Annotated in this window: 25 protein-coding genes; 12 read left to right on the top strand and 13 right to left on the bottom strand. The window is 70.2% G+C overall.

The genetic code is table 11. The annotated features are described in order from the left end of the window. Both VME70_14355 and VME70_14360 read right to left on the bottom strand, forming a co-directional pair. Window positions 1-572 (bottom strand): hypothetical protein (locus tag VME70_14355; GenBank protein HTW21381.1); only part of this gene is annotated, 572 nt, incomplete at its 3' end. 306 nt (window positions 573-878) lie between these two features. Next, window positions 879-3,563: an FAD/NAD(P)-binding protein gene (locus VME70_14360; protein ID HTW21382.1), complete on the bottom strand. Its 2,685-nt coding sequence runs from the start codon at window positions 3,561-3,563 to the stop codon at window positions 879-881. A gap of 143 nt (window positions 3,564-3,706) precedes the next feature. On the opposite strand from VME70_14360, the gene VME70_14365 reads away from it, so the two are divergent. Beyond that, entirely contained in the window at window positions 3,707-4,372 is a 666-nt protein-coding gene (locus VME70_14365) for an O-methyltransferase (protein ID HTW21383.1), read from the top strand. Between the two features lie 3 nt (window positions 4,373-4,375). Here VME70_14365 and VME70_14370 read toward each other — a convergent pair whose 3' ends face one another. Then, on the bottom strand, window positions 4,376-5,158 hold the full coding sequence (locus tag VME70_14370) for an ABC transporter permease (GenBank protein HTW21384.1): 783 nt from the start codon (window positions 5,156-5,158) through the stop codon (window positions 4,376-4,378). Then, window positions 5,155-6,066, bottom strand: coding sequence for an ATP-binding cassette domain-containing protein (locus tag VME70_14375; protein ID HTW21385.1), 912 nt, complete (start codon window positions 6,064-6,066; stop codon window positions 5,155-5,157). Before VME70_14375 ends, VME70_14370 begins: the two co-directional genes overlap by 4 nt. A 175-nt stretch (window positions 6,067-6,241) precedes the next feature. On the opposite strand from VME70_14375, the gene VME70_14380 reads away from it, so the two are divergent. The 8 genes from VME70_14380 to VME70_14415 are packed head-to-tail and all read left to right on the top strand — an operon-like array spanning window position 6,242 to window position 13,122. Then, a complete protein-coding gene (locus tag VME70_14380) occupies window positions 6,242-7,510 on the top strand; it encodes a sensor domain-containing protein (protein ID HTW21386.1) in 1,269 nt (422 codons plus the stop codon). Between the two features lie 11 nt (window positions 7,511-7,521). Beyond that, window positions 7,522-8,166, top strand: a complete 645-nt coding sequence (locus tag VME70_14385) for a response regulator transcription factor (protein ID HTW21387.1) — start codon at window positions 7,522-7,524, stop codon at window positions 8,164-8,166. A 13-nt stretch (window positions 8,167-8,179) separates the two neighbouring features. Continuing rightward, window positions 8,180-9,664 carry a wax ester/triacylglycerol synthase family O-acyltransferase gene (locus VME70_14390; GenBank protein ID HTW21388.1) on the top strand — a complete coding sequence of 495 codons (1,485 nt, stop codon included), beginning with the start codon at window positions 8,180-8,182 and terminating at the stop codon, window positions 9,662-9,664. 25 nt (window positions 9,665-9,689) lie between these two features. Then, entirely contained in the window at window positions 9,690-10,115 is a 426-nt protein-coding gene (locus VME70_14395; GenBank protein HTW21389.1) for a hypothetical protein, read from the top strand. A gap of 33 nt (window positions 10,116-10,148) precedes the next feature. Beyond that, window positions 10,149-11,165, top strand: a complete 1,017-nt coding sequence (locus VME70_14400) for an aldo/keto reductase family protein (GenBank protein HTW21390.1) — start codon at window positions 10,149-10,151, stop codon at window positions 11,163-11,165. Between the two features lie 16 nt (window positions 11,166-11,181). After that, the gene (locus VME70_14405) at window positions 11,182-11,625 is read left to right on the top strand and encodes a nitroreductase family deazaflavin-dependent oxidoreductase (GenBank protein ID HTW21391.1); all 444 of its coding nucleotides are present in this window, start codon (window positions 11,182-11,184) and stop codon (window positions 11,623-11,625) included. A gap of 13 nt (window positions 11,626-11,638) precedes the next feature. Continuing rightward, window positions 11,639-12,148 carry a crosslink repair DNA glycosylase YcaQ family protein gene (locus VME70_14410; protein HTW21392.1) on the top strand — a complete coding sequence of 170 codons (510 nt, stop codon included), beginning with the start codon at window positions 11,639-11,641 and terminating at the stop codon, window positions 12,146-12,148. Continuing rightward, the gene (locus VME70_14415; GenBank protein ID HTW21393.1) at window positions 12,145-13,122 is read left to right on the top strand and encodes a phosphatase PAP2 family protein; all 978 of its coding nucleotides are present in this window, start codon (window positions 12,145-12,147) and stop codon (window positions 13,120-13,122) included. The genes VME70_14410 and VME70_14415 overlap by 4 nt, the downstream gene beginning before the upstream one ends. Before the next feature lie 25 nt (window positions 13,123-13,147). Here the strand turns inward: VME70_14415 and VME70_14420 are convergent, their stop codons facing one another. From VME70_14420 to VME70_14430, 3 genes are all read right to left on the bottom strand, one after another. Next, on the bottom strand, window positions 13,148-13,480 hold the full coding sequence (locus VME70_14420) for a nuclear transport factor 2 family protein (protein ID HTW21394.1): 333 nt from the start codon (window positions 13,478-13,480) through the stop codon (window positions 13,148-13,150). A gap of 138 nt (window positions 13,481-13,618) precedes the next feature. After that, window positions 13,619-13,789, bottom strand: coding sequence for a hypothetical protein (locus VME70_14425; protein HTW21395.1), 171 nt, complete (start codon window positions 13,787-13,789; stop codon window positions 13,619-13,621). A gap of 85 nt (window positions 13,790-13,874) precedes the next feature. Then, complete coding sequence (locus VME70_14430; GenBank protein ID HTW21396.1) at window positions 13,875-14,414, bottom strand: hypothetical protein; 540 nt, start codon at window positions 14,412-14,414, stop codon at window positions 13,875-13,877. A 117-nt stretch (window positions 14,415-14,531) separates the two neighbouring features. On the opposite strand from VME70_14430, the gene VME70_14435 reads away from it, so the two are divergent. Further along, the gene (locus tag VME70_14435) at window positions 14,532-14,900 is read left to right on the top strand and encodes a VOC family protein (protein HTW21397.1); all 369 of its coding nucleotides are present in this window, start codon (window positions 14,532-14,534) and stop codon (window positions 14,898-14,900) included. Between the two features lie 71 nt (window positions 14,901-14,971). Further along, window positions 14,972-15,277 carry a YciI family protein gene (locus VME70_14440; protein ID HTW21398.1) on the top strand — a complete coding sequence of 102 codons (306 nt, stop codon included), beginning with the start codon at window positions 14,972-14,974 and terminating at the stop codon, window positions 15,275-15,277. 142 nt (window positions 15,278-15,419) lie between these two features. On the opposite strand, the gene VME70_14445 is transcribed toward VME70_14440, so the two are convergent. The 3 genes from VME70_14445 to VME70_14455 are packed head-to-tail and all read right to left on the bottom strand — an operon-like array spanning window position 15,420 to window position 16,985. Then, window positions 15,420-16,307, bottom strand: coding sequence for a DUF4097 family beta strand repeat-containing protein (locus VME70_14445; GenBank protein HTW21399.1), 888 nt, complete (start codon window positions 16,305-16,307; stop codon window positions 15,420-15,422). A 13-nt stretch (window positions 16,308-16,320) separates the two neighbouring features. After that, window positions 16,321-16,788: a toxin-antitoxin system HicB family antitoxin gene (locus VME70_14450; GenBank protein HTW21400.1), complete on the bottom strand. Its 468-nt coding sequence runs from the start codon at window positions 16,786-16,788 to the stop codon at window positions 16,321-16,323. 2 nt (window positions 16,789-16,790) lie between these two features. Then, on the bottom strand, window positions 16,791-16,985 hold the full coding sequence (locus tag VME70_14455) for a hypothetical protein (GenBank protein ID HTW21401.1): 195 nt from the start codon (window positions 16,983-16,985) through the stop codon (window positions 16,791-16,793). 150 nt (window positions 16,986-17,135) lie between these two features. Here VME70_14455 and VME70_14460 point away from each other — a divergent pair, with 150 nt between their 5' ends. Further along, a complete protein-coding gene (locus VME70_14460; GenBank protein HTW21402.1) occupies window positions 17,136-18,992 on the top strand; it encodes a phosphatidylglycerol lysyltransferase domain-containing protein in 1,857 nt (618 codons plus the stop codon). Here the strand turns inward: VME70_14460 and VME70_14465 are convergent. From VME70_14465 to VME70_14475, 3 genes are all read right to left on the bottom strand, one after another. Continuing rightward, window positions 18,989-20,890 (bottom strand): AMP-binding protein, encoded by a 1,902-nt coding sequence (locus VME70_14465; protein ID HTW21403.1) that lies wholly within the window; start codon window positions 20,888-20,890, stop codon window positions 18,989-18,991. The two genes, VME70_14460 and VME70_14465, sit on opposite strands and share 4 nt — an antisense overlap. Window positions 20,891-20,901: 11 nt before the next feature. Continuing rightward, a complete protein-coding gene (locus VME70_14470; GenBank protein ID HTW21404.1) occupies window positions 20,902-22,101 on the bottom strand; it encodes a serine hydrolase in 1,200 nt (399 codons plus the stop codon). After that, window positions 22,098-22,457: amidase family protein (locus VME70_14475; protein ID HTW21405.1), on the bottom strand; the 360-nt coding region annotated here is incomplete at its 5' end. The genes VME70_14475 and VME70_14470, both read right to left, overlap by 4 nt.

Here is a 22,457-nt window from a genome sequence, read left to right on the forward strand (position 1 = left end):
CCGTTCGACGGCACCTTGACGCCCCAGTCGTTGCCGGAGACCTTGCTGGCCACACCGTCGACGACCTGCCGGACCTCGCTGTTGTTCCGCCAGCCGATGGGGACCGGGGTCGAGCCCCACTTCGGGGTGTACATCGCCAGCCCGGACGGCGGGTCGAGCTCGTTCTTGGCAACCACCGAGTGGGTGCGGCTCCCCGCGGTCAGCAATGCCGACCACCACACGGGGCCCGCCTCCATCCGGCCGTTCGTCCCTATTCCCACGACCTCCTGGTGCGCCGAGGAGATGACCAGCGGCGAGCGCTGGGAGATCAGAGGCTGGGTCGGCGCGCCGGTACGGAAGTCGAAATAGCCGGTGTTGGTGACAGCCACCTCTTCGGGGTGACCCTGGGCCAGCGTGCTCAGTGGCGACCGCTCGGCCAACGAGTGCACGAGTGGCTTGAGCCCAATGTTCTTCGCGGCGAGGTTGACCTTGAGCACGTGCATGGACACGATGCCGCGCGAGTCATGCTTCGACCCGGAGGTCATCGTGACGCCGTGCGCCAGCACCTGCTTGTGCCAGGTGGTGCCGGGCACCAGCGACTCCGCGGCGGGACAGCCACCACCGCTGCGGACCGGATGTGGGGAGCCCGGCTGGGCCGCGTTTGCGACCGGCACCGCAGTCAGTGCGCCAAGCGCTGCCGAGGCGACGGCCAAGGAGCTGAGGCGAAACCGACGCGCGGTGATGACAGCCATAGTGACCCGGAACTTCGGCGACCGCGAGAGCCATGTTTAGACCCATTCGGACCAGATGACCTTCGGCGCCGAACTTCGACACTTTCGGCCTAGTGCAACCGCACCGGTCAACACTTTCGGCCTAGCGCGCAGCCCCTGGTGGCGGCGCTACGATGCTCCGTTCCGCAACGCCGACAGTCGCTTTCGCTCACTTGGCCGAGGCCGCCGGTCGAGCCGGCGGCTCAGGTAGTCACGAGCAGCATCGTGCTCGCCCGCGGCGATCAGCGCGTCGAGCATCGTCTCGGCGATCACCTCCTGCTGCGCGGCGCTGCCGCCCAGCCGGCCGGCCTCCGGTACGACGACGGCGAGTCGCTCGGCCGCGCGCGCGGGGTCGCCCTCGACGTGCGCCGCGAAGCCTTCGCACAATGGCGCGATGAGCTCCGGGTACTCCCGGTCGGGGTGATCGGCGGCGAAGCGCCGCAACCGGTCGAGGCCGTCGACGTCACTGGCCGCCGCGAGAGCCACCACGGCGTGCATCGCGGCGAACGCCGTCGCCGGATGGTCGAGCAGGCACTCCGGGACGGTCGCGAGGACCTCTTCGATCGGCAGCTTCTCCGGCCAGGCGCCGGCCAGCCGCGATCGCCACAGCAACGACGCCGAGTCGACCAGCGCCCGGGGGCCGGTGACGGCCGGGGGCGCGAGCTCCGCGGCATAGCGGCGGCGAACCGCCGCGGAGTCGTCAAGGGCCAGCTCGTGCAGCGCCGCGTGCCAGGAGTAGTGCGCGGTGTACTGGGTCTGCTCGCCGTTGGCGACCAGCCAGCGGTCCATCCAGCGCAGCCCGGCCGCATGGTCGCCGGTCTCGTAGAAGACGTGGGTCTGAGCGTGCGCTGCGTGCCCCGAGCCGGGCTGTTCGCGCATCGAGCGGTCGGCCAGCCGCTCGGCCTCCGCCCACCGCTCCTGCTCCTGGCGCACGAACGCGAGCATTCCGGCGAACCACCAGTCGTCGCCGTACGCCGGGGCCAGCCGGTCGGCCAGCTCCCAGGACCGGGCGACCGGCTGGGTCAAGCCGCTGAAGGCGATCGTGGGCAGCGCGACGCCCACAGCCAGCGCGTCGCGCGGGAACTCCTCGATGTGGCGGAGCAGGGCACGGTCGCCCGCCGCGCGGTCCTGGGTGAGGCGAACGACCACCATGTCGACGAAGCTCCGCTCGCGCCGATCGCCGCGGTGGCCGGCGGCGTCAACCGCACGGTGCAGGGCCGCCTCGGCGTCGTCGTCGAGCGCCCATTCATAGGACAGCAGGGCGAGCGCCGCATGGCCCAGCGCAAACCCCGGATCGGCAGCGACCGACGCCCGGATGTCGTCAGCCGCGCCGCGGCGGAGCAGGCAGATCGAGTCGAGCGCGCGGCACCAGGCGACAGCCGCTTCGGGAGTAGTGGACAGCCGAAGGTCGTACTGGTCACGGGGCCGTCGATCCGATCCCGGCGGCGCTCCGAGCAGTACCTTCGCGAGCGCCGCGGCCTGGTCGCGAATCTCCGGGATCGCGGTGGTCTCCCACAGGGTGCCGCGACGCAGCGAGCCGAGCGTCCACAACGGAGCCGTCGTGCGCCCTTCGGCGTCGACCAGCCGTCCGTCGAGGTCGGTGTCCAAGCCGAGCCGGAGCGGCCCCGCGACGGCAAGTCCCCCATCAACCAGCGAGCGGATGAGCGGATCCGTTGACGAAGCGACCGATGAGCACTGGCCGGCGCAGTTGAGCACGGTCGCAACCCGCAGCCGAGCCCCGTCGGACAGCACGACGTCCGCGCGCTCGGGACCGCCGACCGCGTCGATGACCCGTGCCGTGTGGATCATCAGCCGGCCGCTCGAGCGGGCCGCGCGGATCGCGGCCGCACTCTGCGGCGGGATGCGGTGGCGGGCCGCTTCCCACCGACGCGCATCGAGCGCAAGGAACTCGGCGCGGTCGGCCGGTCCGAGAGCGGCCCACAACCGGGCGGTGATCGCCCGGATGCTGTCGACCGCCGGACGCCAGTCGCCGTACCGAGCCTGTGCCTTGTCGATGTGAACGCTCATGACGGCGTGGAGTTCGGCCAGGCTCGGCGTCGACGACCCGAGCTCGGGTGCTTCCATGACCGGCGGCAGACCCGGGCGGTGTGCCCTCGGGAGCACGCCGTGCCGCGACGTCACGTGGATGACGCGACCGGGCCGGTCGAGGGTACGAACGACGTCCACCATCGTCAGACCCGTGCCGACGATCAGGACGTCGCCGGAGGGATCGACGCGATCCAAAGCCTCCGGCGCCCAGGGATCGTCGACCAGCCGGGCCGACCCGCAAAGCGCATCCGGCACCCAACCCGTCTCGGCACCGAGATGACCGACGGCGAGCACCGCGGCATCGGCCTCGACCACGCGCTTCGAGGCAAGCCGCAGCCGGACACCCGAACCGGCGCGCTCCACCCCGATCACGCGTTCGCGCACCCGGCGCAATGTCGCCCAAGGAGTCCGCCGCTGCGCGGCGACCAGGACCGACTCGAGGTAGCGGCCGTAGGACCCGCGAGGGGCGAACTCGCAGGGATCGGCCGGCCGGCCGTCCGCCTCCTCGAGCCAGCGGGCGAAGTGGTCGGGGTCCTCGGAGTACGCCGACATCGAGCGAACCCTGACGTTGAGCAGGTGCCGCTCGTCCGCGGTCGAGAAGGCCAGCCCTCGCCCGACCGAGGACGCCGGGTCGATCAGGCTGACGTCGACCGGCGTGTGCCGACGGCCCGCCTCGTCCAGCAAGCGGGCCGCGGTGAGTGTTCCGGCCGCTCCCGCACCGATGATCGCTAAACTTGAGCGAGTTAGTCGGGTTGGTCCACTCACAGCCACCACCTTAGACCGGCCGACCCGATTGCGAAAGCCACCGCGCCGGATCCGGGGGCCGGGCCGCTGCGTAGCGTTCCCCCGCGCAAGGGTGCTATGCCCGGGAAGCGAGCGCGCACCGCCCATTGTGACCGGAGGCAGCCATGACGTCGGAACGCACCTGGGCCGAAGTCGACCATTTCTATGCCCGCCTGCTCGTGCCCGACGATCCTGCCCTCGACGACGCACTCGCCACGAGCGCCGGCGCCGGCCTTCCGGTGCAGCAGGTCTCTGCCCTGCAGGGCCGGCTGCTGTTCGTGCTCGCCACGATCGTTCGAGCCAACCGCATCCTCGAGATCGGCACGCTCGGCGGCTACAGCACCATCCATCTCGCGCGCGCCCTTGCACCCGGCGGACGGATGGTGACGCTGGAGAGCTCCACTCGCCACGCGGAGGTGGCGGCCGCGAACCTCGCGAGCGCCGGGCTGTCCGATCGCGTCGACGTCGTAGTGGGCGAAGCCCTGGACACGCTCCCCCGCCTCGCCGGCACCGAGTTCGATCTGGTGTTCCTCGATGCCGACAAGGCGAACAACGCGGACTACCTGCGGTGGGCAGTGCGGCTGGCGCACCCGGGCACGGTCATCGTCGCCGACAATGTCGTGCGCGGCGGTGACGTGCTCGATGCCGGGTCGATCGACCCGAGTGTCCTCGGCATCCGGGCGTTTGCCGAGGCACTCGGGACCGATCGCCGGCTGGTCGCCACCGCCGTCCAAACCGTCGGCGCGAAGGGGTACGACGGCTTCGCGCTCGCGGTCGTGATCGACCGCTGAGCCTCAGACGTCGCGCCGGACGAGCAGCCGGCCGGCGACGAGCATCGCGACCGCGACGTAACCCACCAGCACCGCCGTCGCGGCCCAGGGGCCGAGCGCACCCGGCTCGGGCACGACCGCTCCCATCGACGACCCTGCCAGCTGGGGCGGGAGGTACCAGCTGACCGACTGTGCGAACGAGCCGGGAATGGCGGACACGATCCCGGGCAGCACCAGCAGGATGGCCACCACCGCGGTGATCGCGCCGGCGGTGTGACGCAGAGCGGCACCGATCGCGATCGCGAGCAGGCAGACCAGCGCGAGGTACACACCGGCCAACAGCACCGCCCGCGCGACGCCCGGCTGGGTGAACGACGCGTGCGGCACCTTGCTGCCGAACAGCGTCTGCCCGATGAAGAACGACGCAAGGGAGATGATCTCCCCGGCCACCAGCGCGACCCCGCCGTACACCACGGCTTTCGCCACAAGCACCGGGGTACGCCGCGGAACGGCGGCGATCGTGCTGCGGATCGTGCCGCTCGTGTACTCCGAGGTGACCGCGAGCACGCCGAGCACGCCGATCGCGAGCTGACCGAAGACGGTGCCGACGAGCGACTGGTTCGTGGGATCCCAGGTTGCCCTGTTCGCGGCGGACACGTGCGACCAGTGAGACGCGGTCAGCGCGCAGAGCAACGCGCTGAACCCGATTCCCGCCACGACCATCGTGCTCAGCGTCCAGCCGCTGGACCGCAACGACCTCAGCTTGACCCACTCGGCGCGGAACAGGCGGTTGTAGGTGGTGATCACGATGGGCTCCCAACGGTTTCCATGTCTCGGGTGAGTTCGACGAAGGTGTCCTCGAGCGAGGCGCGCTGTGGAGTCAGCTCGTGCAGGACGAGCCGATCGGCGGCCGCGAGCTCGCCGATCTGCGGAGCAGTGAGGTCACGCACGCAGACCTGGTCGCCGTCCCGCATCCGTACCCGCCCGCCGTTCGCGATCACGAGCTGTTCGAACCGGATCGGCTCCGGGGTGATGACGAGCACGTCGCCGTCCGAGCCGCGGTCGAGCAGCTCCGCGGTCGAGCAGTCCGCGACCAGGTGGCCGCCGCGGATCACGACCAGATGGTCCGCCGTGACCGAGACCTCGCTGAGCAGATGACTCGACAGCAGCACCGTTCGGCCTTCGTCGGCGAGGTCCCGCAGCAACGTGCGCATCCAGCGGACGCCGTCGACGTCGAGGCCGTTGACCGGCTCGTCGAGCATCAGCACCGCTGGGTCGCCGAGCAAAGCGACCGCGACACCGAGCCGTTGTCCCATGCCCAGCGAGAAGCCACCGACCCGCTTGTCCGCGACCGAGGCAAGCCCGACGAGGTCCAGGAGCTCGTCCGCCCGGCGGGCGGGGATGCCCTGGCTGAACGCGAGGTAGCGCAGGTGGTTGCGTGCGGTGCGGCCCGCGTGCAGCGCACGCGCTTCGAGCAGCGCGCCGACCGTCCGCAGTGGCTCCGCGAGGTCTCGGTAGCGACGGCCTCCGATGGTCGCGCTGCCGCGATCGGCCCGGTCGAGGCCGAGCACGAGCCGCATCGTGGTCGACTTCCCCGCGCCGTTCGGGCCGAGGAAGCCGGTCACGACTCCCGGTCGCACGGCGAAGGTGAGGTCGTCGACGGCGAGCGTGTCGCCGTACCGCTTTGTCAGTCCGTTGATCTCGATCGATTCCATGCCACAAACCCTCGCCGGAACAAGCGCCGGCCACCATCCGGGACGCCCCCGAATCCGGGTAGGGATAACCCCCATTCGGCTCGGGGGCGAACCGGCTGGGAACCGGCCCTCGCGTAGTCCAGGCTGGTACCGACATCACCCCGACGGCGGCGCGGCAGAACGGAGGTCACGAGCGATGAGGTTCTTCACCGCGCTCGCCGACGGCCGGACCTGGCGCGAGCTGTTCTATGCCTTGATCGGCTTCCCGATCGGCGTAGCCGGCTTCGTCTGGGTGGTGACCAGCCTCTCGGTCAGCCTGTCGTTGATCGTCACCCTGATCGGCATCCCGCTGCTGGCGCTGGCCATTGCTGCGGCGCGCGGTCTCGGTGGCGGCTACCGGGCGATCGGGCGAGCCCTGCTCGGCGTCGAGGTGGACAACCCGATCGTGCGACGGCGCCCGGGTGTCCGAGGCTGGCTGACCGAGATCAACGGCTGGCGGGCGATCGCCTTCCTGTTGCTCGACTTCCCGATCTCGATCATCGACTTCACCGTGGCCGTGTCCTTCTGGAGCATGGCGGTTGGCGCGACGACCTACCCGATCTGGCGGCACACCATCCCGACCCAGACCTACCACGGTGTCGCCCACCGGGGGGCCCAGCTCTACAACGGCTACTTCCTCGACACCGCTCCTCGCATCCTCGCCACCTTCCTGGCCGGCATCGTGTTGCTGCTGCTGGCGCCGTGGGCCGTACGAGCGGTGGTGTCCATCGACCGCTTCCTGATTGCAAACCTGCTCGGCCCGACCGAGGGCTCTCGCCGGATTGCGCAGCTCGAGCAGACCAGGGCCATGGCGATCGACGACTCGGCGGCGTCACTTCGCCGGATCGAGCGCGACCTGCATGACGGAGCGCAGGCGCGGCTGGTGTCACTCGCGATGAACCTCGGGTTGGCGAAGGAAGAGCTCGACGCCTCCGAGGACCCAGAAGCCTCGCTCACCCGGGTGCGTGAGCTCGTCGAGTCCGCTCACCGCGACGCCAAGGGCACCATTGTCGAGCTTCGCGACCTGGCGCGCGGCATCCATCCGCCTGCGCTCGACAACGGTCTGCCGGACGCGCTCGGAACGCTCGCGGCGCGGTGCTCGGTGCCCACCCAGGTGCACATCGACCTCCCGAACCGGCCGTCGCAGGCGATCGAGACGATCGTCTACTTCTGTACCGCCGAGCTGTTGACCAACGTCGTGAAGCACAGCGGCGCGCATCACGCGAACATCGACGTCCGCGTCATCGACGCGCGGCTGTACGTCAGGGTCGGAGATGACGGCGCAGGCGGTGCGGAGCGCGGGCGCTCTGGCGGCACCGGGATCGCCGGGCTGGTCGATCGGCTGTCGACCGTCGACGGCCGGATCGACATCGCGAGCCCCGAAGGCGGGCCGACACTGGTCACGATCCAGACCCCGCTGACATGACCACGGCGGGCCTGCGCATCGTGATCGCCGAGGACTCGGCGATCCTCAGGGATGGTCTCGTCCAGTTGGTGACCGCACGCGGGCACGACGTCGTCGCGGCGGTCGGCGACGCGATCTCTCTCATCGATGTCGTGGACGAGCGCCGGCCCGATCTGGTGGTGGTCGACATCCGGATGCCGCCGACCCACACGAGCGAAGGGCTGGTCGCCGCCATCGAGCTCCGGCGCAGACATCCCGCGCTCGGCATCCTCGTGTTCTCCCAGTACGTCGAGACCCGCTATGCCGCCGAGCTGCTCGCGGCCGGCTCGGAGGGCGTCGGCTATCTGCTGAAGGACCGGGTCGCCGATGTCAGCGAGTTCATGGAGGCGCTGACGCGCATCGCCGCAGGCGGCACCGTGCTCGACCCCGAGGTGGTCACGCAGCTGCTCGGCGCGAGCCGGCGTACCGACTCGGTGGACGCTCTCACTGCGCGCGAGCGCCAGGTGCTGCGCCTCATGGCCGAAGGCCGGGCGAACTCCGCCATCGCGGCCACCCTGCACCTCAGCCCCGGCGCGATCGAGAAGTACGTCACGAGCATCTTCGGGAAGCTGGGGCTCGCGCCGTCGCCCGACGACCATCGGCGGGTGCTCGCGGTTTTGCGATGGCTCGAGTCCTGACACTATTGAAGGCATGCAGCAGCTGACCGGGCTGGACGCGGCGTTCCTGGCGATGGAGACGCCTGCGATGTACGGCCACGTGGGCAGCGTGTGCGTCCTCGACCCGTCGACCGCTGCCACGCCCCTGACCCTCGCCAGCCTGACCGAGCTGATCGAGTCGCGGCTGCACCTGATCCCCCCGTTCCGGCGCCGCCTGGTGGAGGTGCCGCTCGGGCTGGACCAGCCGTACTGGATCGAGGACCCGGACTTCGACATCGAGTACCACGTGCGCGAGCTCGCCCTGCCCGCTCCCGGCGACGACCACCAGCTCGCCGAGCAGGCCGCCCGGCTGCATGCCCGGCACCTCGATCGGCGCCGGCCGCTGTGGGAGCTGTACCTGATCCATGGGCTGTCCGGCGGCCGGATGGCGATCTACACGAAGGTGCATCACGCCGCCATCGACGGCGTCTCCGGCAACGACATCCTGACCGCTGTCCTCGACATCTCCCCCGACGGCCGACCCGATGACGGCCTCGAGCCGCCGCCGCGGATCGTCGACCCGCCGCCATCGACACTGCGGATGCTGCTGCACAGCGCATGGTCCTTGGCCGGCCACCCGCTGCGGGGCGTGCGCCTGACCTACGGCGTCGCGCGATCGCTCCCGACGCTCGCGGCGAGCCCGGCCCGGCCGCGGCTTCCGGTCATCGACCGGCTGATCGGGAGGGACGCGCACGTCGTGCTCGCCTCACCGAGCCTGCGCGCGCCGGCGACCCCTTTCAACCGGGCGATCGGCCCCCATCGACGGTGGGCGTTCCGGACCATCGCGTTCGACGACGTCCGTGCCATCAAGAACGCCTCCGGCACGACCGTGAACGACGTCGTCATGGCGTTGTGCGCGGGCGCACTCCGGCGCTGGCTTCAGGACCACGACGCGTTGCCCGAAGCGCCATTGGTCGCCGCCGTACCGGTCTCCGTGCGTACCGAGGAACAGATGGGCACCGGCGGCAACCGGGTCTCGTCGGTCATCGCGGCGCTCGCGACCAACCTGGACGAGCCGGTCGAACGGCTCGAGTCCGCACACGAAGCGATGCGCGCCGCCAAGGAGCAGCACGGTGCGCTGCCTGCTGACCTGCTTGCCGACGTGAGCCAGTTCGCGATGCCGGCGCTCGCGGGTCAGGCGGCCCGGCTGTCGGCACGGCTGCGCCTGCTCGAGCGGATCAACCCGTTCAACCTGATCATCTCGAACGTGCCCGGTCCCAACGTGCCGCTCTACTACGGCGGGACGCGGCTGGTCGCGTACTACCCGATGTCGGCGATCGCCGAGGGCCAAGGCCTGAACATCACCGTCATGAGCTATGGCGGCGGCCTGCACTTCGGGCTGATCGCGGACCGCGATCTCGTCCCTGACCTCGACGTCATGGCCGGCTATCTCGTCGACGAGGTCAAAGTCCTCATCCACGCCGTGGTTCCCGACCAGCCACCGAAGCGCAGCAAGAGCGGCGGCAAGCGACATGGCTAGACCGCGTACGACGATCCCGACGGCTGTGAGCGCCACCGCGTTGCTGCTGCTCACCGGCTTCGCGGGGTCGGTCGCGGCGTCGGCTGCGACACCGCTCGGGCCGCGAGCCGGTCAGTACACCGGCCAGGAGGCGGCCAGCCCGCAACCGTTGCCGGTGTCGTTCACCGTGGCGAGCTCACACCGGCGCATCGTCGCGTTCTCGGCCGAGGCCGAGGTGAAGGCGGGCTGCAAGAACCACATCACCGAGTTCCAGGCGCCGACCGGGCCGATGCCGATCACCAGCGGGCGGTTCACGAAGACCTCCCACGCTTACCCGCAGAAAGGCGTCGCTGTCACCGTGACCGGCCACTTCACCTCGCGCACGACGGCGCGCGGCCGGATCACCGTCCGGTTCACCAAGGTCCGCGGCTGCAACGCGAGCCGGCTGTTCCGGGCCCACCGCACCGGCTGAACCGTCCGGGCCGCACCGGCATAGGCTCCTTATATGCGCTTTCGACGGCTTGGCTCGTCCGGTCTGAAGATCTCCGAGATCGCCTACGGGAACTGGATCACGCACGGCTCGCAGGTCGAGGAGGATGCCGCGCTCGCGTGTGTGCGTCAGGCGATCGAGTGCGGCATCACGACCTTCGACACCGCGGACGTCTACGCGAACACCCGAGCCGAGACCGTGCTGGGCAAGGCGCTGAAAGGACACCGCCGCGAGTCGCTGGAGATCTTCACGAAGGTCTTCTGGCCGACCGGTCCCGGCGGCCCCAACGACTCCGGCTTGTCGCGCAAGCACATTCGTGAAGCGATCGACGGATCACTGCGCCGGCTGCAGACCGATCACGTCGACCTCTACCAGGCTCATCGCTACGACAAAGAGACGCCGCTGGAGGAGACGATGTCGGCGTTCGCCGACATCGTGCACGCCGGGAAGGTGAACTACATCGGGGTATCGGAGTGGACGGCGGAGCAGATCCGAGCCGCTCACGAGCTGGCGCTCGACCTCAAGATCCCGTTCGTGTCCAACCAGCCCCAGTACTCGATGTTGTGGCGAGTGATCGAGGCAAAGGTGATCCCCACCTGCGAGGAGCTCGGCATCGGACAGGTGGTCTGGTCACCGATCGCGCAGGGTGTCCTCACCGGCAAGTACAAACCCGGGCAGGTGCCGCCGGCCGGCTCGCGGGCCACCGACCAGATGGGTGGGGCGAACTTCATCAGCCGCTGGCTGACCGACGACGTACTCACCGCGGTCGCCAAGCTCGAGCCGATCGCGTCGGAGGCGGGCCTTTCGATGGCCCAGCTGGCGGTCGCCTGGGTGCTGCAGAACCCGAACGTCTCCACCGCGATCATCGGCGCCTCCCGACCCGAGCAGGTCGCCGACAACGTGGGCGCGTCCGGCGTGACGCTCGAACCGGCGGTGCTCAAGGCGATCGACGATGCTCTCGGCGACGTCCCCGTGACCGACCCGACGGAGACCGATCGTCAGACCCCCGAAACCCGGCCGATCAGAACCTGAAGGGAGCCACGTCGCCATGCCGCTCGACGGCGAGTACGAGCCCAGCTCCGCAGAGTGGGTACGCAACCAGGTGGAGAAGATCGAGAGCTCCGGAGGCAAGGAAGGCACCACCCTGCGTGGCATGCCGGTGATCATCGTGACCAGCCGCGGCGCGCATTCCGGCAAGCTGCGCAAGAACCCGGTGATGCGGGTCGAACACGACGGCCGGTACGCCGCGGTCGCCTCGCAGGGCGGTGCGCCGGCGAATCCCACCTGGTATCACAACCTCATCGCTGATCCGCACGTCGAAGTCCAGGACGGGACAGTGAAGCAGGACATGGTCGCGCGCGAGATCTTCGGCGAGGAGAAGGCGGAGTGGTGGGAGCGGGCGGTCGCGGCGTACCCGGACTACGCCGACTACCAGAAGCGCACGGAGCGCGAGATCCCGGTCTTCGTCCTGGAACCTGACCGCGCTGCGTGAGCGGCCCGTGCGGGTGAGCCGCGAGACCGGGCTGCTCGCGGAACGCCTCACCGCGCTGCCGCGCGACATCGCGCTCGGCGAGCTCGCCCGGCGCTACCTGGCCGGCCACGGTCCCGCCGACGACCGCGACCTCGCCCGCTGGGCCGGGATAACCCTCGGCGACGCCCGCCGGGGGCTGCGCACGATCGGGACCCGCCTGGACGACCGGGCCGACGGGCTGGCCGCACTCGCCGACCACGTCGAGGCGGCCCGGCTGCCGGCGTCGCGTCTGCTCGGGTCGTTCGAACCGTCGCTGTGCGGGTGGGTGTCACGCGAAGCGATCACCGGCACGCAGCAGGGCATCGTCACGACGAACGGGATCTTCCGGCCGTTCGCGATGGTGCGCGGCGCCGCCGTCGCCACCTGGGGGCTGGCGGGTGGGAGGGTCGACCTCACGCCGTTCGCTTCGATCCCCTCGGCTACCAAGCAGGCGCTCGACCGCGATGCGCACGACGTCCTGTCTTACCTCGGGCTGCCGGCGTGAGCGGGCCGCGCGCGTGGCGCTCGCGCAGGGAGATCCCGCCGGCGGAGCCCGCGTCGGCTCTTGCCGGAGTGCCCGCGGCGGTGCCGGACCCACAACCCACGGCACCGGCGACCGCGCGCCGGCTGCTCGTTGCCGCGCTGGTCACTGCTGTGCTCGCGGCGGCGGTCTTCCTGCTCGCCGTACACACCGCGCTGGGTCAGCGGTTCGACAACGCGGCGTTGCTGGGCTCATACGGGCAGCGGGACCAAACGCGGATCAGCGAGCTCTCGCTGTTGCGCCGCATCACGGTCACCACGTCGATCATCGCGCTCGCGGCGATCGCACTGCTCGGCATCATTCGGCGCCGGCCGCGGCTCGGCATTGCCACCGCGGTCATGGCCGCCCTCGTGATCGGCGTCACTCACATCCTGCGTACGACGATCCTGACCCGTCCCCGACTGGTCCAGAGCGACTCGCTGTACCCGTTCAACACCTTCCCGAGCGGGCACACCGCGGTCGCATTCAGCGTCGCGCTCGCGCTGGTCATCGTCTCCCCGCCGGCATGGCGCGGCATCTCGGCGGTCGTCGCGGGGTCGTACGCCTGGCTGACCGCGGTCGCCGTACAAAGCGCTCGCTGGCACCGGCCGAGCGACGCGATCGGCGCGGCGTTGCTCACCTTCGCTGCCCTCTGTCTCGTCGCCGCTCTGCTGGCGGCCCGCCGGCCGGTGAGCGTCGGCCGGCGTTACGCGCACATTCCCGCATTCGCCGTGCTGGGCATCGTCTGGGTGGTCGCAGCGATCCTGAGCACGATCAACGCAGTCCGAGTGCTGCGGTTCCTCGTCGACCACAACGACACCTTCACGCCGACACAGCCCATCCTCAACGCCGCCTACCTGTGCAGCGTGAACCTCACGGTCGTCGTCGTGGTGACGCTCTTGGCGACGCTGCTCGTGCTGCTCGGCCGCGTGGACCTCGACCAACCGGGCCGCCGATAGCTGCGCTCGATCCTGCGCGGCCGGCTCACCCGAAGGTGACGGTCAGCTCGGCGACCAAATCGCCGGTCCACCGGATGGTCATGGCGCCGGAGCCCCCGCTGTCCCAGTCGAACCACACCTCGTCGATGTCGCCTGCGGAGACCGAGCGGGTCACCGTCAGCGTGTCGGTCGGCGGTTGGGCCAGGTAGCCGGCTGCGATCTGTTCCCGCCCGATGAACGGACCGACCGGTACGCCGACGAACCGCATCGTCGCATCGGGCGTGAAGCGATCCGCGAATGACGCCCAGTCGTCCGACCGAACACAGGCGTTGAAGGCCGCGACATGTCCCGCGGCCCGATCGCCGTTCTCTTCGCTCATCGAGACTCATTCAGCCAGCGCGCGAACTCTGCGGCATCCCACAGTGTTCCATTCAGACGGAGACGAAGTCGACGGCCAGCGATGACATCGGCCGCTGCAGGACGCCGCGGAGGTGCCGTGCTGCGTGGTGCGGCTCGCCTACCGGCGATGCACGAACAAGAGGTAGAGCACGGCGGCCACCACGACGATGCCGACGTTGACCGCCAGCCGTGCCCAGAAATGGTGGCGGAAGAACAGCACATCCACGCTGACGACGACGATCACCATGACGGCCGCGAAAAGCGCGCCGGCTGCCGTCCGTCCCGTCATCGTCTCCTCGGGTGTACCCGGCGACGACCGGATTCGAGGGAACGCGAGCCGAGGTGCCCGACGCCGAGCAGCGCGATCCCGCCCGTTACAGCCATCCGGTCCGGGCCAGCCCAGACTCGTCCGGTTCCGCGGCCTGCGCTAGCTCGCCGCGACGGACCTGGTCGAGCATCGCGCCGGTCGCGGCGACGATCTCGTCCACCGAGCACTGCAACTGAATGACGTCCGCCTCGGACGCAGAGTCGGCCGGCAGCTCGGCTTGGTCGAACAGCCGCGGCAGGTCGCGCAACCGCCGTGCGAGATAGCCGAGCGGGTCAGCCGAGAGGTCGCGTTCGAACCTTCGCGATCCAGGCTCGAATCCACGCATGAGCGGGTGGTGATGGGTTCGATCGAAGCTTCCCGGCACGCCCTCGACCGACTCCAGCAGATCGAGCCGCCAGACCGGCTCGCCGACCACGATCGGCCGAGCCGCGTAGATCGAACCGTCGTGCTTCTGAGCCTCGATGAAGCGGACCTCGACGCGCACACCGCGCTCCGCACCCTCCTGCCCGGGCGACGGGTCGGGATCGATGAAGTACAGATCGCCGAGCACGACGGCGATCCGGTCGAAGCCGAAGACCTTCAGCACCGTTCCACCTCCGGGACCAGCTACGACGACTATCTCATCGCCGTCGATGCGCGAACTGAGCCCTCCCGGGCGCCCCCGGACGTTTTGCGGCCTCGGGCTGGCCGGAGACTGCTGGTCATGCCGCTTGCCCGAATGCGCTCCGTAGTCCTTGACTGCCCCGATCCTCGGGCGCTCGCAGAGTTCTACCAAGGCGTGCTCGGCGGGGAGATGGACGCCGACGCGGAGGACTGGGTGACCCTGACCGTCGACGGCGTGCGCCTTGCCTTCCAGCTGGCTGATGACTTCGCCGCACCAACCTGGCCAACCGGTGAGCGGCCGCAACAGTTCCATCTCGACGTGACGGTCGAGGACGTCAACGCGATCGAGCCACAGGTCCTTGCACTCGGCGCGGCCAAACATGACGTTCAGCCGGGCGAGGCCGAAGGCGACCAGTTCCGGGTCTACCTCGACCCGGCCGGGCATCCCTTCTGTCTCTGCTGGGACTGACGCCCAATCCGGCGGCAGCGTCAGGCCGACGGCTCGCTGTCGGACCCGGCCGCAACCATGTGGTGATGGGCATGTATGCACTGACCACGACAAAGGGACCCGGTTGGCATCACGACGTCGGTATCCGTGAGCAACCCGGCTTCGCCGAGCACGCAGAGTTCGTCGACGAGCTGGTCGCGCGCGGAGTGATCGTCCTGGGTGGCCCGATTGACGGCGGGGACCCTGACGACGTCGCGCTCATCGCCGTCGCCGCCGACAGCGCCGAACAGGTGCGAGCCTTCTTCGCCGACGATCCGTGGACCAAGGATGGTGTGTTCGTGTTGAAGTCCGTCCGCGCGTGGACGATCTGGCTCGATGGCCGCACCACCAGGCAGTAGCGCTACCACCTGGCGACATAGACGAAGTCGGCCGCCGGCCGGTCCAGCCACTGCGCTCGGTGCGCCGGGCGTCGAGCGCCCGGAAGAGCGCAGCCGTGTCGACTTCACGGATGGCTGGGTCCACGATGCCTACTTCGCAACGTCAGCTGCCTGCACGCGCCCGGGTGCGACGGACCTGGATGTCGCCGTTGACGGTTCGCAGGATCAGTTCGATCTCCCGATCGGTCTCGTCGCCGCCAGCGGTCGAGGGTTCGCTGAGCGACAGCTCGATCTCCGAGGTGAGGTCGCCGCTCACGCTCTCCGCGTCCACCGCCACCACCGCACCCGTTACGACGGCGACATCGATGTCGCCCGACGCCGTCTTGAGGTCGGCCACGCCTTCCCGGATCGCGCTGAGGCTCAGGTCTCCCGAGGCGCTGCGAAGCTTGCAGCTGTCCGACTCGCCGACGGAGATGTCACCGGATCCGGTGGTCACCGCGATCCGCTCGGCGGCGGCGTCGATCCGCACGTCGCCGGAAGCGGTCTTCACCTCGCCGCCACCCTCCATCCGCCCACAATGCACGTCGGCCGAAGCGGCCCGGATGTCGGTACGACCGGCCACCGAGTGGACGCTGATGTCGCCACTCGCGGTCGCGATGGAGGCGAGCCCGGTCACGTCATCCACCTCGACATCGCCGGACGCGGTCGAGGCCTGGACCTCGCGATAGCTCCCGTTCAGTCGGACGTCCCCACTGGCGGTCGTCACTTCGGCTCGGGCCTGGTGGGGCACGTGGACGTGAACGTCGAGCGAGCTGCGGGAGAAGATCCGCAGGAAGTTGCGGTCCTCCATCCGCGGCACGCGGACCACCACGCGATAGCCGTCACCGAAGGGCTCGCAGTCGACGTTCACCTCTTCGACGAGGGCGTCGTCGGAGCTGTCAAGGTCAACGACCGTGTCGGCGCCGTCCCAGGTTTCGACATGCACGCGGCCCGATTTGATGGTGACCTGCAGGTCTACCGGGCCGGGGGTGTCGTAGCGATGTGTTCTCAAGGCGAAGCTCCTGTCAGCTGCGGCCGTAGCCGGTCATGCGGCGGCGACCGTATTGCTGCGGTCGCGTGGATTGACTGGGTTGGGTGCTCAACCGTCGGACGATGTAGCTGTTGACCGACACCCCCTCCGCCGCCGCAGCCGCCTCGATTGCGGTCTTGAGTGCGGCGGGCAGCCGGAGGGTGATGCGGGCGTCGGTGTCGCCGTCGGCGGGCGCTGCGGCGGCCGGTTCCTCGCCGCCGGCCTCGGAGATCAGCACCAGCCGCGCGTCACTGCCGACCACCCGGAGCTCGACGTGAGCCGGCTGGCCCTGGGTGTCGACCTCGGCGGCGACCTGGCTCAGCACCTCGAGCAGCCGAGCGTTGATCGGGCCGCCGAGGGCGCTCACGATCCGCACCGCGGCGTCCGCGGTTGTCTCATCGCCAAGCCGGCCGAGGGCGGTGATGTCACCGCCGATCAGCTCGGCGAGCGACGACAGCTCCATGGCTACTGCGCCGCTGCGGTCAGGTCGGGCGCCACCAGGCGGCAGCCGACCGAGATCAGCCAGTAGCCGACGCGTACGCCGACCCGGTGTGGCCGTGAGCTTGCACCCTCGCCATAGGCACTGCGGCGGGCGGCGATGGCGCGCTCGCGGTCGCGGGTGTGCTCGTCGGCGAGCGCTTGCCTCAGCTGCGGCATCATGATGTCACCTCGTCTGTCGTAATGACATCATTATGACATCACTCCGACGCCGCTGTCAACTCCCCGGTCGGCCCATCGGCGTGCCCCGCTGCGGCTTCAGGGTGCGCGGGTACCCTCCGGTCGCAGGTTGCGGCGACGAGCGAGGACACGGTGTCGCGCGAAGGTGCGGGCAAGGGCTCGCGGAGCACGGCCGGTGCGGTGACCGACGCACCGCTGCCTCGCCGCGGCACCGAAGCACGCCTCGAAGACGGCGGCGGTTCCGGCTCGGCGCGCGTGCCCGAGCCGATCCACCGCCTGGTCCGCGGCGTCCCCACGCTGGTGGCCCTCGCCGCCGGGCTGCTCGGCGGCATCAACATCGCGACCGCCCTGCTGCCCGAGCGCACCAAGCGGCTGCACGAGCTCACCAAGGTCCTGCCGCTCGGCGTCGCGCACGAGGCGAGTGCCGCCACCCTGGTGGTCGGCATCCTGCTGCTCGTGCTCGGCAGTGGGCTGCGGCGGCGCAAGCGGCGCGCGTGGCGCGCTGCGGTTGCCCTCGCCGGTCTCTCGATCGTGCTGCATCTGGCAAAGGGCATCGATGTCGGAGAAGCGCTGCTTGCCGCCGTCGTCTTCGCCGTCCTGATCGGCACCCGGTCGCAGTTCTTCGCGGCCGGCGACCCGCGCACGCGACTGCGCGCACCGGTTGCCTTTGTTGCGCTCGCGATCGTCTCGTTCGGTCTCGGCTGGCTGCTGCTGGTGGCCCGCGGCGACGCGATCATGGGGCATCCTTCGCTGGCCAGCCAGTGGGCCGAGATCGCCTACGGTCTGGTCGGCGTCACCGGTCCCCTGCATTTTCGTGACGACGGGACGGCGGACCTGGTCTACAGCGTGCTCGTGACACTGGGCGCAGCGACGGTCGTGGTGCCGGCGTACTTGCTGCTGCGGCCGCCGGAACCACCCGCCCGGCTCGACGCTGACGATGAAGGTGGCCTGCGCGCACTGCTCGCGCAGCAGGGCGAGAGAGACTCGCTCGGCTACTTCGCCTTGCGCCGGGACAAGGCCGCGATCTTCTCGCCGACCGGCAAGGCTGCGGTGTCCTACCGCGTCGTCTCCGGCGTCATGCTGGCGTCCGGTGACCCGATCGGCGATCCGGAGGCCTGGCCCGGCGCGATCGCTGCCTTTGTCGCCGAGGCGGCGCGGCACGCCTGGGTGCCCGCGGTCATCGGCTGCGGCGAGCGCGGCGGTGAGGTCTGGACCCGGGAAGCGGGGCTGCGCGCGCTCGAGCTCGGTGACGAGGCGATCGTGCCGGTTGAGGAGTTCAGCCTGGACGGCCGGGCGATGCGCAACGTCCGGCAGATGGTCGCGCGGGTCGAACGCGCGGGCTACCGGATGGATGTACGCCGCACCGCCGAGCTCTCGACTGCGGAGATCGTCGACCTGCGCCGGCAAGCGACCCGCTGGCGCGACAGCGAGACCGAGCGCGGGTTCTCCATGGCGTTGGGGCGGTTCGGCGATCCCGCCGATGGCGACTGTGTCGTCGTCACCGCCTGCCACGAAGACCGGCTCGCGGCGCTGTTGCACTTCGTGCCCTGGGGTTGCGACGGGCTGTCCCTGGACTTGATGCGCCGCGACCGCGCGGCCGATCCAGGGCTCAACGAGACGATGATCGTCGCCGCGCTGCGGGCCGCACCCGAGATCGGCGTCACCCGGTTGTCGCTCAACTTCTCCGCCTTCCGGTCAGCGCTGGAGCGCGGTGGCCGGCTCGGCGCCGGCCCGGTGCTTCGGCTCTGGCGCGCGATCCTGCTGTGGGCTTCGCGGTGGTTCCAGATCGAGTCGCTCTACCGGTTCAACGCGAAGTTCCGCCCCGAGTGGGAGCCGCGCTTCATCTGCTACCCAACGGCGCGCGACCTGCCACGGATCGCGATTGCCGCGCTCGAAGCCGAAGCGTTCATCGTCTGGCCCCGGCAGTGGCCGTCGGTGGCGCGAGTGGTCCGCAGGGTGCAACGGGTCGGCACCCGACGCCGGCGCTAGTCCCCCGACTCCACCCGGTGACTCGCGCCGGGCGCGCGGCGCCGGCGCACCGCATCCCCGTTGCGGGCCAACCAGCCACACAGTCCCGCGATCGGCAGCTCGAAGAGCACCGCGGCGGCGATCGCTTCCCACCTGTCTGCCCCAGGGGTGGACGTCGTGATGTCGAACCATGCGTCGATCACCAGCATGGTCCCCGCCACGGTCGCGGCCAGCTCGAGATTGGCCGACCGGCGGTGCGCCAGCCACGCCACCGAGGCCATCGCTCCCAGCAGACCGATGTCAAAGCCGACCCAGGTGACGTCGTAGAAGTGATCGGTGTGCCGGCTCGGCAGCGATACGGCGAGCCACACGATCCAGGGCACCAGCGCGACGCTGAAGAGCAGGAACGCCGCCACCACCCACGGCGGACGCCACGACCGGCCCGGCGCCTCGGCGTCGTACTCACCCGCTGGATGTCCGGCCGGGAGCCGATGCTTGGCGATTCGCGCGGTGGGCGTCCGAGGGAGCTCGCCGACCGCCTGCCAGTAGCGCGGCACCTTGAACGCGGTCAGCCGCTGCGCCGCCCAGTCCCGAAGCTGTTCGAAGTCCGGCGCAGCCCCGGGCGCCATGACCACGAACGCCTTCACGTCCTCCTCGGACAGCTCGGACGGTACGCCGACGACCGCGCACTCGACGACGTCGGGATGGCTCGCAATCGCCTCCTCGACCTCCGCCGGCGAGAGGTTCTCGCCGCGCCGGCGGATCACCTCCTTCTTCCGCGACACGAAGGTGAACAGTCCATCGGGCTCGACCGTGACCAGGTCACCGGTGTGCAGCCAGCCGTCGACGATGGCGGCCGACGTCTCCTCCGGCATCTCCCAGTAGCCGGGCGTCACGACCGGATTGCGCAGCAGCAGCTCGCCGGCAGCACCGATTCCGACGTCGTGCCCGTCGTCGTCGACGACCCGCGCTTCGTTGATCGTTCCAAGCGTCGGATGCTGGCGGACGCTGCCCAAGGTCCCGAACGGTCGCGTGCCGTGCGCCCAGATCAGCCCGTACGGCGACTCCGACATCGCGTAGCCGCAGACGACCCGCAGCCCGAACCGGCGCTCGAACGCCTCCTGCCACGCCTTCGCCGGCGACGGCCCCGTGTAGCACAGCCGCAACGGCGTGTCCGCGTCGTCGGGGCGCTCGGGCTGGCGCATCAGGATCTCGAGCATCGCGCCGATCGCGTTGAACTCGGTCGCCCCGTGCCGGCGCGCTGCCGCAAGGAAGTCATGCGCGGAGAAGCGCGGAAGCAGCACCAGGCCGGCACCGCACGCGAGCGAACCCATGACCGAGTAGGCCGGAGCATTGATGTGGAACAACGGCAGCGAGGTCATCAGCCGGTCATCCGGCCCGAGCTCCATCCACCAGGGAAAGCCGACCCCGGCGTACGCATAGGCGCGGTGGGTCTGCATCACCAGCTTCGAGCGGCCGGTCGTGCCCGAGGTCGGGATCAGCACCGCGACGTCGGCCGGCTCGACCTTCGCCTCCAGCGCCCACTCCCCGCCGGCCGAGTCGTCCTGCCAGTCACCCGCGAATCGCGCGATGTCACCGTCGGTGACGCTCAGCCGCGGTCGCACCTGCGCGACCAGGCTGGCGAGCTCCGCCGTTGCACTCGCCGGGTTGACCGGCACCGCGATGGCGCCGATGCTGCAGGTCGCAAGCCACAGCAGGAGGTACGGCGGGGTCGAGTACGCGGTGAACAGAACGCGATCACCCGGCTCGACGCCCTCCTCGCGCAGCCGGGACGCGACGCGGGCGACCTCGCGCGCGGCGGCGGCGAAGCTCAGCTCGCCGCCGTCGACCCGGAGCCAGCTCCGCTCGCCGTACTGTTCGGCGGCGGTGCCGAGCAGGCCCGGAATCGTGTCGTCCATGTGCGCTGAACCTATCCGTTCAGCGCCGCTCCGATCGCCAGGGTCGCGTCGATCGTGAGCGCGCGGAAGCCGTCGTCGAGGGCGGTCGGCCAGGTGGACAGCTTCGCGACGGTGAGCTCGGCCGACGGATGCACGAAGACGTTCTGGCCGTTGATGCCCGAGGCATGGAAGAACGGGGTCACGGGATCTCGCACCCACCAGCAGTTGCGGTAGTGCGCGCCGGGCGGCACCGCGACTCCCTGGCTCGCCGGACTGTCGAGGAAGGCCTGCGCGCCGTCCGGGGCGCCACGCACCGTGTCGTCGATCCACTCGGCGGGGACGAGGTTGTTGCCCGAGCCCACCCGGTAGAGCTCGCCGAAGCGCCCGAGGTCGCGCAGCGACGCACACACGCCGCCATCACCCATCGCATTGCCATGCGGATCCACCGTGATCTCGGCGTCGAACTCCGCCCCCATCGGCTGCCACAGCTCACGCGCGATGACCTCGGCCAACCGTGCGCCACCGGCCTTCTCCACGACCCAGCCGAGCACGTCGGTCAGCACCGACCGGTACCGGAACGCCCCACCGTGCTCGCCGTCGTTCTCCAGCAGCGCGAAGTACTCCAGCGCGTCAGCGGCATGCGGCGTACCGTCCTCGGGCCGCCACCGGTAGACATACTCGATCAGCCTCGCGTCGGAGCTCGGGTCATCGTAGGTCTCGTGGAAGCGCGTGCCGGTGCGCATGTCGAGCAGCTGCTGCACGGTCGCGCCTTCAAACGAGGTACGCCGCAGCTCCGGTACGACGTCCGTCACCGGTGCGGTCACGTCGAGCGCGCCGCGAGCGGCGAGGATGCCGGCGACCGCGGCGACGATCGACTTCGACACCGACATCAAAAGGTGCGTCGTGTCCGCCGTCATGCCGGTGAAGTAGTGCTCGGCGACGACCCGCCCGCGATGCAGCACGAGAAACCCGTCGGTGTAGGTCTCGTCCAGCAGCTCGGCGATCGTCAGCCGGCGCTCGCCGGAACGGAAGGACAGGCCGAGCAGGTCCTGCTCGCTGCGCGGCAGCTCGCGCACCGGCCCTTCGCCGCGGCGGATCCGCGCAGTCGGGATCAGGTCGCGAACGTGCTGGAAGCCCCAGCGGTTGTACGGCGGCTCCTGCCAGTTCCCGAGCGTCACCAGGGACTCGGCGGGAATCGGCGGCGCCCCTGCCATCAGGCGCGGATCGCTCACAGCGACGGGCGATTCGTGTCCCAGCCCGGCATCCGGGCCTCGTGCGCCGCGGCGATCCGGAACACGGTCGGGTCGTCGTAGGTGCGGCCGACGATCGAGAGCCCGGTCGGTACACCGTCCCGCGACTGTCCGGACGGCACGCTCATGACGGGACAGCGGCTGGCGATGTTGAACGGAAGCGTCATCATCACGTCCAGCCAGTTCTCCGGCTGCGCCAACTGACCACCGACCGGGGCGCCCGGCTCCCAGTCGGCCGGCAGAGCAGGCACCGCGAAGGTGGGGCAGACCAGCGCGTCGAAGCGCTCGAGAAGCTCGCCGAGCGGGTGGTAGATCGCGCCCTCCAACGCCAGGCCGGC

This window comes from Mycobacteriales bacterium (genome assembly GCA_035504215.1).
GTDB lineage: Bacteria > Actinomycetota > Actinomycetes > JAFAQI01 > JAFAQI01 > DATAUK01.

Bases quoted from the DNA above. Each gene is read 5' to 3' on its own strand.
- VME70_14405 (HTW21391.1), top strand. From the start codon at position 11,182: ATGCCGCTCGACGGCGAGTACGAGCCCAGCTCCGCAGAGTGGGTACGC.
- VME70_14400 (HTW21390.1), top strand. From the start codon at position 10,149: ATGCGCTTTCGACGGCTTGGCTCGTCCGGTCTGAAGATCTCCGAGATC.
- VME70_14390 (HTW21388.1), top strand. From the start codon at position 8,180: ATGCAGCAGCTGACCGGGCTGGACGCGGCGTTCCTGGCGATGGAGACG.
- VME70_14435 (HTW21397.1), top strand. From the start codon at position 14,532: ATGCCGCTTGCCCGAATGCGCTCCGTAGTCCTTGACTGCCCCGATCCT.
- VME70_14380 (HTW21386.1), top strand. From the start codon at position 6,242: ATGAGGTTCTTCACCGCGCTCGCCGACGGCCGGACCTGGCGCGAGCTG.
- VME70_14375 (HTW21385.1), bottom strand. From the start codon at position 6,066: ATGGAATCGATCGAGATCAACGGACTGACAAAGCGGTACGGCGACACG.
- VME70_14420 (HTW21394.1), bottom strand. From the start codon at position 13,480: ATGAGCGAAGAGAACGGCGATCGGGCCGCGGGACATGTCGCGGCCTTC.
- VME70_14425 (HTW21395.1), bottom strand. From the start codon at position 13,789: ATGACGGGACGGACGGCAGCCGGCGCGCTTTTCGCGGCCGTCATGGTG.
- VME70_14365 (HTW21383.1), top strand. From the start codon at position 3,707: ATGACGTCGGAACGCACCTGGGCCGAAGTCGACCATTTCTATGCCCGC.
- VME70_14465 (HTW21403.1), bottom strand. From the start codon at position 20,890: ATGGACGACACGATTCCGGGCCTGCTCGGCACCGCCGCCGAACAGTAC.
- VME70_14440 (HTW21398.1), top strand. From the start codon at position 14,972: ATGTATGCACTGACCACGACAAAGGGACCCGGTTGGCATCACGACGTC.
- VME70_14455 (HTW21401.1), bottom strand. From the start codon at position 16,985: ATGATGCCGCAGCTGAGGCAAGCGCTCGCCGACGAGCACACCCGCGAC.
- VME70_14450 (HTW21400.1), bottom strand. From the start codon at position 16,788: ATGGAGCTGTCGTCGCTCGCCGAGCTGATCGGCGGTGACATCACCGCC.